The organism is Streptomyces sp. NPDC007905 (assembly GCF_042959345.1).
Classification (GTDB): domain Bacteria; phylum Actinomycetota; class Actinomycetes; order Streptomycetales; family Streptomycetaceae; genus Streptomyces.
On sequence record NZ_JBIBKS010000030.1, the window covers coordinates 67,499 to 81,459 of the forward strand.

The following is a 13,961-nucleotide window of genomic DNA, read 5'->3' on the forward strand; positions in this document are numbered from 1 at the left end:
TGCGTGGTTCTAGCTTGGACCGTACTGAACGGTGCCCGTGCCCTGACGACGGCAGAACTGTCGACAAGTAGTGATGGTGAGCGTGAACAACGAATTCCAGCAGGGGCTCCGCGAGGTGTTCGCGGACATCCTGGGCGTGGCTGGCGTGGAGGCGCAGGACTCGTTCCTCGCCCTGGGCGGCGACTCGCTGACGGCACTCCAGCTGAGCAAGCGGATACGCGCCCGGTTCGACGTGGACCTGAATGTACGGGACGTCTTCGACGCTGAGACCCCTGCCGCCTTGGCCGCCCTGCTCGCCGGGGCGCGAGCCGGGCGGCCCCAGGACCCGCCGCCCGACGCGCACCGGGACAGCGCCCCGCTGAGCTTCGCCCAACACGGCGTGTGGTTCCGCGAGCGACTCGAGGGACCCGGCGGCGACTTCAACGTGCCGCTCGCGCTGCGGCTCAAGGGAACCCTCGACCGTGACGCGCTGCGCGTCGCCCTGGACGACGTGGTCGCCCGACACGCGGCGCTGAGAACCGTGCACCGCGCCGTCGACGGCGTGCCGACGCAGCATGTGGTCGAGGCACGCGCCGGGTTCCAGTTCGAGCGGGTCGCGCAGGAGGCACTCGACGCGCGCCTCGCCGGCCTCGCCGCGTACACCTTCGACCTCACCACCGAGATCCCGCTGCGGACCTGGCTCCTGCAGACGGGCCCCGAGGATCACGTCCTGCTGTGCCTCGCGCACCGCATCGCCGTGGACGAGACATCCCTCGGACTCCTGACCGTGGACCTCCACACGGCCTACTCGGCTCGCCTCGCCGGCGCCGCCCCCGAATGGCCACAACGGGCCGCGCAGCACCTGGACTTCGCGTTTCGGCAGCGGAACCGGGCCAGTACGGACCCGCTCGACACGTCCCGGCTCACGGAGCGAGTCAAGGCCCTCACCGGCATGCCGGACGAACTGGCCCTGCCCTACGACCGCCCCCGGCCGGCCGTCCTGTCGCACCGCGGCGAGGAGACGCGGTTCCACCTCGGGGCCGAGGCCCACGGAAAGCTTGCCGAGTTGGCCCGGGAACGGCACGCCACCCTCTTCATGGTGGTCCAGGCCGCGGTGGCGACCGTGCTCGGCAAGCTCGGCGCCGGCGACGACATCCCCCTCGGCACCCGGGTCACAGGCCGCGTCGACGCCGCCCTCGACGAGGTCGTCGGCCGGTTCGAGAACCTGCTCGTCCTGCGCACCGACGTCTCCGGCGACCCGAGCTTCGCCGACCTGGTGTCCCGGGTCCGGGAGGCGGACCTCGACGCCTACGCCGACCAGGACATCGCGTTCGAGCAGCTGGTGCACGCGGTCAATCCGCCCCGCTCGCAATCCCGGCACCCCCTCTTCCAGGTCCTCGTCACCACCGGGCCGAGCGCACCGGCGATCCGTCTGGCCGGCCTCGAAGCACAGCGGCACGACCGGTGGCGCGCTCCGGTCCGGCACGACCTCACGGTCCACTTCGAGGCGCGGCACACCGCGGACGGCACCCCCGACGGCCTCGACGTCGCGGTCGGCTACAGCACGGACCTCTTCGACCGGGACACCGCGCAGGCCCTGGGCGAACGGCTGCTTAGGGTGCTCACCGCCGCAGCCGGCGACCCACTGCGCAGGCTCGGCGAGATCGACGTACTCGATCCGGCCGAACGGCATCGGCTGCTGGTCGAGTGGAACGACAGGGCGACGTTCGAGGTCCCCCGCGTCACCCTGCCCGACATGCTCGCGGCCCAGGCCGCCCGCACCCCCGATCTGCCCGCCGTACAGATGGACGACACCGTTCTCACGTACACCGAACTCGACGCCCGGTCCAACCGCCTGGCCCGGCACCTGGTCGCCCACGGTGTCGGCCCGGAGACCGTGGTGGCGCTCGCGATGCCCCGCTCCGTCGACGTGATCGTGGCCCTGTGGGCGACGCTCAAGGCCGGCGGCGCCTATCTGCCCATCGATCCGAGCTACCCCACCGACCGCATCGAGTTCATGCGTGAGGACGCCAAGCCCGTCCTCACCCTGACCGAACCCGTGGACGTCGACCACCTGCCGGCGACCGGCATCACGGATGCCGACCGCCTCGCGCCGCTGCGCCCCGAACACCCCGTCTACGTCATCTACACCTCCGGCTCCACCGGCCGCCCCAAGGCCGTCGTCATGCCGGGCCACTCCCTCGTCAGTCTGCTCACGTGGTACGAGACCACCCTCACCCCGGGCCGGATGGCGCAGTTCTCCTCGCTGAGCTTCGACACCTCCGCCTTCGAGGTCCTCTTCGCCACCCTCAGCGGCGGCTGCCTCGTGGTGCCGCCCGAGGAAGTGCGGCGCGACATCGATCTGTTCGCGCGCTGGCTGGTGAACAACGATGTCCACGACATGAACCTGCCCAACCTCGTGCTCGACGCCCTCTGCGAGGTCGCGGAGCGCACCGGCATCGAGCTTCCCGAGCTGCGGATGATCGCCCAGGGCGGCGAGGCGCTGACCCTCTCGCCGCGCCTCATGCGCTTCTTCGAGCCGCCCCGGCGCCGACTCGACAACTACTACGGGCCCACCGAGACCCATCTGGCGATCGCCCACTCCTTCCCGGCGGCGCCGGCCGACTGGCCCGACGAGCCGCTGCTCGGCAGGCCGATCGGCAATATGCGCGGGTACGTGCTCGACGGCCGGATGCAGCCCGTGCCGGCCGGTGTCGTGGGCGAGCTGTACCTGGCGGGCGAACAGCTCTCTCGCGGCTACCTCAACCGGCCGGGCGCGACGGCGTCCCGCTTCGTCGCCAACCCCTTCGACCGGCCGGGCAGCCGGATGTACCGCACCGGCGACCTGGTGCGGTGGCGCAAGGACGGCCACCTGGTCTTCCTCGGCCGGGTCGACCACCAGGTGAAGATCCGCGGCTTCCGCATCGAACTCGGCGAGATCGAGGAAGCGTTGCGCCGCCATCCCACCGTGGCGCAGGCCGCGGTGCTCGCCGTCGAGGACCGTCCCGGCACCAAGCGCCTGGTCGCCTATGTGGTATCCGAAACCGGCCCGGTGGACCCCGCCGCGCTGCGTGCACACGTCGCCGAGACGCTGCCCGACTACATGGTGCCGTGGGCGTTCGTCCAACTCGACGAGATGCCGCTCAACCCCAACCGCAAGCTGGACCGCAAGGCCCTGCCCGCACACCAGGGCCACACCGCGGGGCGTGCCCCGCGCACCGCCATCGAGAAGGCGCTGTGCGGGATCTACGCCGAAGTGCTCTCCGCGTCCGAGGTCGGCATCGACGACAACTTCTTCGATCTGGGCGGCAGTTCGCTGACCGCGCTTGAGCTGACCGCGCGCATCGGCACCGCCCTGGGGGTCGAACCACCGCTCAAGACGGTCTTCGAGCAGCCCACCCCGGCAGCGCTGGGCCGGCTCATCGAGGCCCGCAAGGCGGAGCCTCGCCCCCAGGAGCCGGGCAGCGTGCGGGATGCGGGGTCCACCGCGTCGCCGACCGGGTCCGCGGACAAGAGTCGTGCGGCCGCCACGGAGGACAAGCGCCAGGGCCTGCCCGGTGCCATCCCGGGCAAGCGCCCGAGCCTGCCCGGCCCCGAAGCGCGCACGGGCCTGCTGCGCGAACTGTTCGCCGAGGTCCTGGAAAGCGACACGGTGTCCGAGGACGACAACTTCTTCGCCCTGGGCGGCCATTCGCTGCTCGCCACCCGTCTGCTCAACCGCGTCAAGGACGACTTCGGGGTCGAGGTCCCGCTGAAGGCCCTGTTCGACCACCCCACACCGGCGGGGTTGGCGGGGGTCCTCGACGCCGGTCGCGCAGCCCGCCCCGTGCTGCGGACCCGACCCGCGCTGCGGCCACGTCCGCGCGAGACCACCTGATTCACGGCGGGCGTACGCAAACCGAAGCGTCGGCGCTCTTGGCACAGGCCGGGAGCGCCGACGCTTTTCTTCGGGAGCTTCGGGCGCCTCGCTTGCCGATGGCGACGGGTCGTTCAGCCGTCCTTGTCGACGACGCCCATGGCCGACAGGCGAACGTCCGGATCGTCGAGGACCGCCCTGAGGACGACCTCGTAGTCGTCGACGGCACGCGCGATCGTGGCCCGCTCATAGAGGGCGACGGGGAACTCCACGGTTCCGGTGATGCCGGCGGGCGCACCGCCGTCGTCGAGCCGCTCGGTCAGCGTCACGTCCATATCGAGCTTGGCGGTGACACCGCGCATGGGCACCGGCTCGACCGCAAGGCCGTCCGCGGCGAACGCGAGCGGTGCGTGGTGCTCGAGGGCGAAACCCACCTGGAACAGCGGGTTACGGGAGACGATACGCGGCGGATTCAGCTCTTGGACGACATGGTCGAACGGGACGTCCTGATGCCCGAACGCGGCGAGGTCCGCGTCGCGTACGTGCCGGAGGAACTCGCGGAAGGGGACGTCCCGCGACAGGTCGGTGCGCAGAACGACGGTGTTCGTGAGGAACCCGACCAGATCGTCGAGAGCCTCGTCCACCCGCCCCGCGACCGGGGTGCCGATGGGAATGTCGCTTCCCGCGCCGAGGCGGGCGAGCAGCGCTGCGAACCCCGCGTGCAACACCATGAACAGGGTCGTCCCCGTCTCCCGCGCCAGGTCCGCGAGGCCCCGATGCAGGTCCGGCGGCACCGAGACCGCGACGGTGTCGCTCGACGAGTCGTACGCGCCCGGTCTCGGGCGGTCCGGCGGGAGCGTCGCCTCGTGCGGCAGCCCCGCCAGCGTGTCCCGCCAGTGCCGCAGTTGCCGAGCCGCCACGGAGTCCTCGTCGGCCGCGTCGCCCAGCGTGGCGAGTTGCCAGAGGGTGTAATCCGCGTACTGCAGCGGCTCGCTGACCGGCCAGTCGGGGGCGCGACCGGCGCGTCGGGCGGCATAGGCGGCCCCGAGGTCCCGCAGGAACGGCTCATGGGACCCGCCGTCGAACACGATGTGGTGCATCACGAGGAGCAGCACATGGTCGCCCGCCCCGATCTCGATGAGGTGCGCTCGGATCAGGGGGCCGTCGGCCAGATCGAAGACATGGGCGTAACAGGCCGTCAGGAGTTCGGGCAGGGCCGTCTCGGAGCTCTCGGCGTGCCGCAACTCGACATGTGCCTCGCCCGGCACCAGCAGGTACTGGAAGGGTTCGCCTTCGTCGGCAGGGAAGACCGTGCGCAACGCCTCGTGCCGGGTGACGACGTCGTCGATCGCGTGGCCGAGCGCGGTCGCGTCCAGGTCGCCCCGCAACCGCAGGGTGATGGGGACGTTGTAGGAGGCGCTCGGTCCCTGGATCTGGTCGAGCATCCACAGCCGCAGCTGGGCCGGCGAGAGCGGAACGTGCTCGGGGCGCGGTGTGACCCGTCGTGGGGCGACCCGGGCGCCCCGGGTCGACTGCCGGATCAGGGCGCTGAGCCGGGCCGGTGTGGGGGCCCGGAAAACGGAGCCGAGTTCGAGATCGATGCCGAACAGCGCGCGGATCCGACCGACCACCCGCACCGCCAGGAGCGACTGACCGCCGATGTCGAAGAAATTGTCGTGTACGTCGACGGACGCGACGTCCAGTACGTCGGCGAAGATGCCACAGACGACCTCCTCGGCGGCCGTGCGCGGCTTGCGGAGCCCACCGTGCGAGGCGGTCGCGTCGGCGACGGCGTCGTACCCGGCGCGCGGCGGGAACTCGATCAGGCCGTCGGTCCTGCGCCGCGCCCTGTGCCCGGTGGGACGGTGCGAGCCGTCGACGAGGGTGTGCAGTTCACCGAGGACACCGAGCGGGGCGAGCCTGCCGGTGGCGTCGAGGACGCGGACGGCGCGGTCGTGCGCGCCGCCCGGGGCGTAGCGCAGGCGCAGGCGCGGGTGGTCCTCCAGGAGCGTCGACAAGATGTCGGGCGAGGGGAGTTCACCGGCGACCGTGACAAGGCGCAGGCCGTCGAAGAGCGAGGGGTGCTTGGCGAGCATCGTGGCGAGCGCCGGCGTGGGCAGTCCCAACGCGCCGGCGTTGTGCTCCCTGACGAGGTCCGCGGCGCGTGTGGGGTCGACACCGGCGCCCGCGACTACGGCGATGCCGTCGTGTGACCGTGTGATCCACCAGGGGCGGTCCGCCTCTTCGCCGGTCCCGGACGGGTCCAGGAGCAGGATGTCACTGTCGCCGATGCCGTCGTCGTGCGGCCGCTCGGTGGCCGACTCTCCGGTCAGGAACGGGCGTTCCCAGTCGAGCAGGAGATCGGGGCCGGACAGGCACGTGTCCGGGTCGTCCGCGAGGGCCCGAAGGAGAAGGGTGAGCCGCTGCGAGATCGCGGCGGCCGATCGCTCGTCCCACAAGTCGGCGGCGTAGACCAGATGCCCCCGGATGCCGGCCGGTTCGCCGTCCGCGTCCCAGGTCTCGGACAGGTCGAAGTACAGATCGAACTTGGCGGAGTGCAGTTCGACGGCCTCCGACTTCTGCATCGTCACCGAGAGGCCGGGAAACTCAGGCTCGGCGGGCTCGTGACTCTGGATGGCGAGAATGGTCTGGAACAGCGGGTGACGACCGGGCAGACGCGGGGGCGCCACGGCGTGTACGACGTCCTCGAACGGGGCGTCCTGGTGGTCGAACGCGTCCAGGTCGAAGTCCCTGACCCGTGCGATGAGTTCACGGAACGGCGGATCGCCCGACACGTCCGTGCGCAGCGCGAGGGTGTTGACGAAGAACCCGACCAGGTCGTTGAGGGACTCGTCCGCACGCCCCGCGGTGACCGTGCCGACGGCGATGTCGTCCCCCGCTCCCAAGCGGTGCAACAGCGCGGCCAGGGCCGCGTGGACCACCATGAACAGGGTGCCGCCGCACTCCTGACCGAGCGCGCGCAGCCTGTGGTGAAGGCCCGCGTCCGTGGCGAAGGGAACGGCGCCGCCCCGGTCTCCGGGTACCGACGGCCGCTCCCGGTCCACGGGCAGCGGCAGTTCGGCCGGCAGACCCGCGAGCGCTGACCGCCAGAAGTCCAGTTGCGCGGACACCAGCGACGACGGGTCGTCGGCGGAGCCGAGCACATCGCGCTGCCACACGGCGAAGTCGGCGAACTGCACCGGCAGCGGCTCCCACGAGGGCCGGGCGCCGGTGCTGCGGGCCGCGTACGCCTGTGCCAGATCGCGCATCAGCGGACGTACCGACCACCCGTCGACCACGATGTGGTGGAACACCAACTGCAGGACGAACCGCCCTTCGGCCACGGTGAAGAGCACCGCCCTGACCGGTGCCTCCCGCGTCAGGTCGAAGACATGCCGGGCGTACTCGTCGAGGACGGCGACATCGCCGCCGGGCAGGTCCACGACCTCGAGCCGGCCCGCTTCGACGTCGGCGGGCCCGATCAGCTGCCGTGGTGCGCCGTCCACCTCGGGGAAGCTCGTGCGCAGCGCCTCGTGCCGCGCGAGCACATCCGAGACCGCCGCGTCCAGTGCCTCGACGTCCAAAGGCCCCTCGATCGCTGCCTGGACCACGACGTTGTAGGTCCACTTGGTTCGCTCGAAGCGGTTCAGGAGCCACAGCCGGTGCTGGCCGAATGAAACTGGAATCACGGCTCTCCCTCAGGCGTCTCCCGGCGACGTTACAGGCAGCACGCGCCCGGCACGGGCACTCCGTGCGGCACTACCGAGGCACTCGCGCAGGTCGTGAACGGGGTATGTGGGCAGCGGGCACGGGGCGCGAGCGCGGTGACGCACGAGCCGCCGCAACGGCCGACGCATGAGGTGACGTACGAGGAGAAGCGGAGCGAACTGCCGCCCGGCCGCCGCCGACGCTGCCGATCCCCAAGCGCCCGGTCTCCTACGGTCGTGACGCATCGTATGCGGCCGTCGCAGCTCGACACATGCAAGGTGGGGATCCAGTGGGCTTTCTGTTCGATGACGCGGACGGTGAGTTCCTCGTCCTGGAGGGGGCGGACATGCGCACCGCGTCGCTGATCGCCGCCATGGAGCGGGACGCGAGTGGTGCCGCACCGGTGGCCGACGTGCCGGCTCCGGCCGGGAGGTAGTCCGTCGTGACTGGCACGTACACGGTCCTCGCCCTGGAGTTCCGAGGCGTCGGCGACAGGGCCGACTTCGGCTTCCTGGCCCGTGAGGTCGACGGGGTCGAACTCACCCGTGTCGACCCGCTCGTCCACCATGTCGAGCGGTCGCTCGAACTCGCCGCGCAGGCCTCGCTGCTGGCCGCGGCTCTGCCGAACGCGCCCGCACTGATCCTGGCGTACTGCGGCACGGCCGCTCTCGCGCTGCATGTCGCCGAGCTGACCGGCGCGCCCTCGCTGCTCGTGGACCCGTATCCCGTCACGGCCGACGACATGCGCCGCGACTTCGTCGGTCTGTGCGAGTCGACGGGCATCGATCCGACCGGCCTCGTGGACCCCGCGGCCGACCCCGATCCGGCGCGCTGGGCCAAGGAGCTGGACCGGGCCCGCGACGCCATGGCCGCGCCGCACGGCGGCGACGACGTGGCCTATGAGCTGGTCGACGACATGCTCGACCGCTATCGCGCCTGGCTGCGTTTTCTGCAGGCGAGCAGGTCCGCCGCGCCCGCCGCGCCCGGTGGTGCGGTCACCGCGGTCACGGCCCGGCCCGATCCGCGGCTCGGCCTGCTCCTCGTCGACAGCGGCGTCGCACAGGTGCACCGGGTGGAGGGCGGAACCGGAATTCTCGACTCGCCGGAGGTCCGTGGCCTGCTGGCGGCCGCCGTCGAACGGCACCGCCCCGCGAGCGACGCCCCAGGCGAGCCGGCAGCCGTCGATTCCCGTGAAGGAAGTTGAGTTCATGCAGCGTGTACCGGCCACCCTCGAACAGGCCGTCCCCGATGAGCCGGGCGCGCACGCGGGCACCTTGCACGCCCTGATCGAGGCGACCGCCGAACGTGTCCCGGACGCGGTCGCCGTCGTGGCCGCAGGGGAGTCGGTTTCGTATGCCCAACTCGTCGCAAGGGCACGCAGGTTGGGGCGCGAGCTGGTGCGTGCCGGCGCCGAGCCGGATGGGTTCGTCGGAGTCGCCGTCGACCGCTCGGTCGACAGCGTCGTCGCTCTCCTGGGCACACTGTTCGCCGGGGCCGCGTACATCCCCATCGCCGTGGACCTGCCCGAGGACCGCGTCCGGCTCATCGCGTCCGATGCCTCTCTGCGGCTCGTCACCGGTGTCGACGCGGCGATCGCCCGGGCCGTCGGCGCGCGTTTCGTGCCTGTCGATGCCCCGGCGGGGCTCGACACCGCCGGGTCCGTGCCGCCCGAGGTCCACCCTGACCATGTGGCTTACGCGATCTTCACCTCGGGCTCGACCGGGCGCCCCAAGGGTGTGGTTATCTCCCATCGCTCCGTGGTGGGTTCGACCCTGGCCCGCTTCGGGGTCTACCCCGAGCCGGTGGCGTACGCGGTGCTCGCACCGCTGACCATCGACGCCGCCGCCGCGGGGCTCTACTTCACCCTCGTGGCGGGCGGCCGGGTGGTGATACCGGACGAGGAGTCGATCCGCGATCCGCAACTCCTCGCCGACCTCCTCGTCGGCGAGCGGGTCAGCCACCTGGACGGGCTCCCCTCGCAGTACGCCGCGTTGCTGAGCTTCCACCCGGAAGCCGCGGCGGGCCTGCGCTGTGTGATCGTCGGCGGCGAGGCCCTGCCGTTTCCGCTGGCGCGCCAGCATGTGACCGACCTGCCGGGCGTGGAGCTGCACAACGAGTACGGCCCGACCGAAAGCACGGTGTGGGCCACCACGCACCGGTGCACGGACGCCGACACCGGCCCGCACGTCCCGATCGGCAGGGCGGTTGCGGGGTTGCGCGCCGAGGTCCTCGACGACGAGCTGCGGCCCGCCGCGCCCGGTGAGGTCGGCGAGATCTGGCTGTCGGGACCTGGGCTCGCGCGGGGCTATCTTGCCCGGGCGGCCCTGACAGCTGAGCGCTTCACCGCCCGTGTCGACCCGAGCCGAGAAGGTGAACGCATGTACCGCACCGGCGACTTGGGGCATGTCGACGAGGCGGGGGAGATCGTGTACCACGGCCGCTCCGATCACCTGGTCAAGGTGCGGGGCCACCGGGTCGAACTCGGCGAGATCGAGGCCCGACTCCTGGAGCACCCGGGCGTACTCGATGTCGTCGTGGTCCCGCACACCGGCGTCACCGGCGTCCGACTGGTCGCCGTGACCGTGCTCGCCGCCGACGCGACCGTGGGCGCACGGGAACTCACGGCCTTCGCGGCGCGCCGACTGCCCTCCTACATGCTGCCTGTCCTGTGGCGCAGGACCGACGCGCTGCCGCTGGCGGCGGGCGGCAAGGTCGACCGGCTGCGACTGCGGGCCGAGGCGACCACCGTGGGCTCGGCGCTGCCCGCCTGACCCACCACCCGACCAGACCCGCGTGGGGCGCACCGGCCCCGCCGGGACACAGCTGCGAGAAGCGGAGGTCCGGCACCATGATCGACCGTGCCGATGAAGTGAACCAGGCCCGGCAGGACGGCGCGCGGACGAGCGACGCGGACGATGTGTCCGACCTTGTGCTGTCCCTCGCGGGCGAACTCCTCGAGCGCGCCGATGTCGCCCTGGACGAGGATTTCTTCTCCGCCGGGGGCGACAGCGTCCTCGCGATGCATCTCGTCGGCCACCTGGCCCGGCAGACCGGCGTCAGGGTGCGGGTGTCGCTCCTCTTCAACCACCCGGTGCTGCGGGACTTCGTCGAGCAGGTCGAGCAGCTGCGCGCCGACAGCGACGCGTCCGCGGCCGCCGGTGCCGCGCCGGCCGGGTCGCTGGCCGCCGCCCTGAACGCCCGGAGCGCCGCCGGTGCGTCGTGAACTCGAAGCGGGACAGGCGGCACTGGTCGCCGAGGTCGACGAGGTGCTCGACGCCATCGGCCCGGACGCGGACGTCCACGAAGCGTTCGCGGCCCTTGGCGAGGCACGCCTGCTCGCCGTGCACTACCCCGCCGCGTACGGCGGCCGTGATCTGTCGTTCGCCCACCACGCGGCGGTGTCGGAACGCATCGGACTGCGCGGCCTGCCGGACGTGGCCCACCTGATCACGGTCCAGGGCGTCGGCTGCCCCATCCTCGTGTTCGGCACCGACGCACAGCGCGGGCGCTGGCTTCCCGAGATCGCCTCCGGGCGTCTGCTCGCCAGCCTGCTGCTCTCCGAGCGCGACGCCGGCAGCGATCTGACCCGCATCACCACCAGTAGCCGGCCCGACGGCGACGGCTGGCTGATCAACGGCCGCAAGACCTGGAGCCTGCTCACACCGTGGTCGCGGATCGCGCTGTGCTCGGTGCGGACCCGCAGGGAAAGCAGCCGCTACGACGGAATCTCGCTGTTCCTGGTCGACCTGGCCGACCCGGGCATCGACATCGCGCCGACCCCGCGCGCCGTCGGTGAGCCCTACTACACGGTGACCCTGAACGACGTACGCGTCACACGTGACGCCCTCGTCGGCGAGCTGCACAAGGGGTGGGCGCTGCTGCCCACCGTGATCGGCTTCGAACGCGGCGGTTTCGACTACCTCACCCGCGCCCAGTTCTGGCTGACCGCAGCGGGCGCGGAGCTCGCCGCCCTGTCGGCCGGTGAACAGGAGGCACAGGCGGCCGATTTCGCACGATGCGAGTTCCTGGTCGAGGGCGCCCGCGCCCTCGCCTACCACGCGGCCGGCACCGCCGACGGCCTGGTGACCGACGAGATCGTGACCGCCTACGCCAAGCTCTCCAGCGGCCTGGCCGCGCAGGCCCTCACGCGCTGGGCCACCGAGGAGTTGCTCTCCCGCCCGGCTGCCGGCGAGGACGGCCGGCATCGTGCCGTGCTGCGCGCGGCGGCGGCCGAGGCCCCGGAGCTGACGGTCTCCGGCGGCGCGCAGGAACTCCAACTCGACCTCATCGCGGGCGAACTCATGATCGGCAGGTCCATCCGGTGAATCTCGAACTGGATCCCGCACAGCACCAGTTGATCGAGGCCATCGCCAAGAGCGACGCGGCGGAGCCCCCGCAGGCCTCGGGCTGGGACGTGTTCGACGCCATCGGCCTGTCCGCGCTGCTGGCGCCGGAACCCGGCGCCAGGCCGCTGCTCGGCACCCTCGAATGGTGCCTCGTCCTGGAGGAGCTGGGGGCCGGCCTCCGCTCCCACATGCTGGTGCGGTCGGTGCACGCCTTTCTCGACGTGTACGTGGCACAGGCGCGAGACGGCGCCGCCGCCGAGGCGTTCCGGACCTGGGCCGGTGCGCAGGGCGCGGCGCCGCGTGCCGATGAGCCGCTGCTGCTACAGCAGGCCGACGGCGTGTGGCGGTTCGTCGATCCGCGCCCGCCGGCGCTCACCGCGCTGCCGGACGAGATCACCCTGGACGCCTCCACCGCGCAGGCCGTCCACGACCGTGGGCTGCTGCTGGTCGCCGCGTACGCGTGCGGAGTGGCTCGACGCTGCCTCGCGTCGGCACAGAAGCGTGCCGGTGGCCGGGTGGTCGCGGGCCGGCGCCTGCTCGAACACCAGGGCACCGCACATCGCATCGCGCGGGGCGCCGTCGATCTGACGCTCGCTCGCGCCGGGTTGTGGCGCGCGGCGCAGGCCGAGGACGAGGGGGAGCGCGCCGGACATCGGGCTCCGGCGGCCGCAGCGGCCTCTGTGTCGGCCGCACTGGACTGCGCCCATACGGTCGTCCAGGTCTTCGGCGCGGCCGGCACGAGCGCCCCGCAGGTCGTCGCGATGTTCCGCACGGCCTGCGCACTGCCGGCGGTGAGCGGCTCACCGCGCGCCTTGTGGGCTGAGGCCGGTGCGCGCAGGGTGAACAACCTCGCCTGACAACGGCGACGGCCGGTGCGACGAGAGTTTCTCGTCGCACCGGCCGTCGCCGTGCCGGACACCCCCCTAGTACTCCAGCCGGACTTCTGTATTTCTCCTGGTCAACGGCTTGGAGGTGGGGAGTGTAGCGAGGGTTTGGCATGGGTGGGGCGGTCTTGGGCCGGCTGTCCCACCAACGTGTGCCCGCGCCGCATGCAGTGACGGAGTGACGAGCAGTTCCTTGTCGTGATGCACGACGTACCGACGAACGCCTGGGACCTGGAACTCGAAGAACTCTTCCTACGAACCGGAGCCCGCTTTTGCCGTGTGGAGGCCCGGCGGCGGATGCGGGACTACGTTCGCGGACTGCTCGGCCCCGTGGGACGAAAGAACAGCTGGCAACTCGCCGAGTACGCCGGTCATGCCACCCCACAGGGCCTGCAGCACCTGCTCTCCCACAGCCGGTGGGATACCCACGGCCTGCGCGACGACCTGCAGGCCTACGTGACCGAACAACTCGGCATGCCGGACGGTGTGTTGATCCTCGATGACACCGGCTTCGTGAAGAAGGGCACCACCTCCGCAGGGGTGCAGCGTCAGTACTCTGGAACGGCCGGGGCCTGTATTTCAATTACTGCTCGGTGTGCGGGTGTTGGCGGGACAATGAGATGTGACTGCGCGTACGGCCGCTCGGGCTTCGGTTGTGGCTTTGAGGGCGAAGTTCGATCAGTTCCTTCCTCATCTGGATGAGCGTCGCCTCTACCTGGCCAGCGAGGCCGCCACGATTGGCCACGGCGGGATCACGCTGGTGGCGGCCGCTTCTGGCGCCAGTGCAGCCACCATCGCACGCGGGATAGCCGAGCTGTCGGGGTGCCCCTTGCCAGCCGGGCGGATCCGGGCTCCAGGAGCCGGCCGTAAGGCGGTGACGGTCACGGACCCCGGTCTGCTGCCCGCGCTTGAAGCTCTGATCGAGCCGCACACCCGGGGCGATCCGGTCTCACCCCTGCGCTGGACCACCCTTTCGCTTCGGTCCCTGGCCTCTGCGCTGACCGGTCAGGGCCACCCCGTCAGCGCGGCCACCGTTGGATGCCTGCTGCACTCCCTGGGATACAGCCTGCAAGGCACAGCCAAGACCACGGACTGAGCTGCTCTGAGTTTGGTGGAGTCCCTGATGCCAGGGTTACGATCCTGGCGAAGGAGATTCACCAGCACCATGCCAGCACCCCGTAAATACCC

At 71.4% G+C, this 13,961-nt stretch carries 8 protein-coding genes and 2 pseudogenes; 9 read left to right on the forward strand and 1 reads right to left on the reverse strand.

What is annotated here, in order from left to right:
- The first annotated feature begins 82 nt into the window (after positions 1-82).
- Positions 83-3,856 (forward strand): amino acid adenylation domain-containing protein, encoded by a 3,774-nt coding sequence (locus tag ACFZDC_RS36435; protein WP_391330649.1) that lies wholly within the window; start codon positions 83-85, stop codon positions 3,854-3,856.
- A 113-nt stretch (positions 3,857-3,969) separates the two neighbouring features.
- On the opposite strand, the gene ACFZDC_RS36440 is transcribed toward ACFZDC_RS36435, so the two are convergent.
- On the reverse strand, positions 3,970-7,524 hold the full coding sequence (locus ACFZDC_RS36440) for a condensation domain-containing protein (RefSeq protein WP_391330651.1): 3,555 nt from the start codon (positions 7,522-7,524) through the stop codon (positions 3,970-3,972).
- A 308-nt stretch (positions 7,525-7,832) separates the two neighbouring features.
- Between ACFZDC_RS36440 and ACFZDC_RS36445 the strand changes: the two genes are divergently transcribed.
- The 8 genes and pseudogenes from ACFZDC_RS36445 to ACFZDC_RS36480 all read left to right on the forward strand — a co-directional run.
- Positions 7,833-7,979, forward strand: a complete 147-nt coding sequence (locus tag ACFZDC_RS36445) for a hypothetical protein (RefSeq protein ID WP_391330653.1) — start codon at positions 7,833-7,835, stop codon at positions 7,977-7,979.
- A gap of 6 nt (positions 7,980-7,985) precedes the next feature.
- Entirely contained in the window at positions 7,986-8,747 is a 762-nt protein-coding gene (locus ACFZDC_RS36450; protein ID WP_391330655.1) for a hypothetical protein, read from the forward strand.
- A 4-nt stretch (positions 8,748-8,751) separates the two neighbouring features.
- The gene (locus tag ACFZDC_RS36455; RefSeq protein ID WP_391330657.1) at positions 8,752-10,314 is read left to right on the forward strand and encodes an amino acid adenylation domain-containing protein; all 1,563 of its coding nucleotides are present in this window, start codon (positions 8,752-8,754) and stop codon (positions 10,312-10,314) included.
- 77 nt (positions 10,315-10,391) lie between these two features.
- The gene (locus ACFZDC_RS36460; RefSeq protein ID WP_391330659.1) at positions 10,392-10,766 is read left to right on the forward strand and encodes a phosphopantetheine-binding protein; all 375 of its coding nucleotides are present in this window, start codon (positions 10,392-10,394) and stop codon (positions 10,764-10,766) included.
- Entirely contained in the window at positions 10,756-11,868 is a 1,113-nt protein-coding gene (locus ACFZDC_RS36465; protein ID WP_391330661.1) for an acyl-CoA dehydrogenase family protein, read from the forward strand. The genes ACFZDC_RS36460 and ACFZDC_RS36465 overlap by 11 nt, the downstream gene beginning before the upstream one ends.
- Complete coding sequence (locus ACFZDC_RS36470; RefSeq protein WP_391330663.1) at positions 11,865-12,746, forward strand: acyl-CoA dehydrogenase family protein; 882 nt, start codon at positions 11,865-11,867, stop codon at positions 12,744-12,746. The genes ACFZDC_RS36465 and ACFZDC_RS36470 overlap by 4 nt, the downstream gene beginning before the upstream one ends.
- Before the next feature lie 228 nt (positions 12,747-12,974).
- Positions 12,975-13,343: pseudogene (locus tag ACFZDC_RS36475) on the forward strand (transposase); the annotation flags it as partial.
- 52 nt (positions 13,344-13,395) lie between these two features.
- Positions 13,396-13,866: pseudogene (locus tag ACFZDC_RS36480) on the forward strand (ISAzo13 family transposase); the annotation flags it as partial.
- Positions 13,867-13,961: the final 95 nt, after the last annotated feature.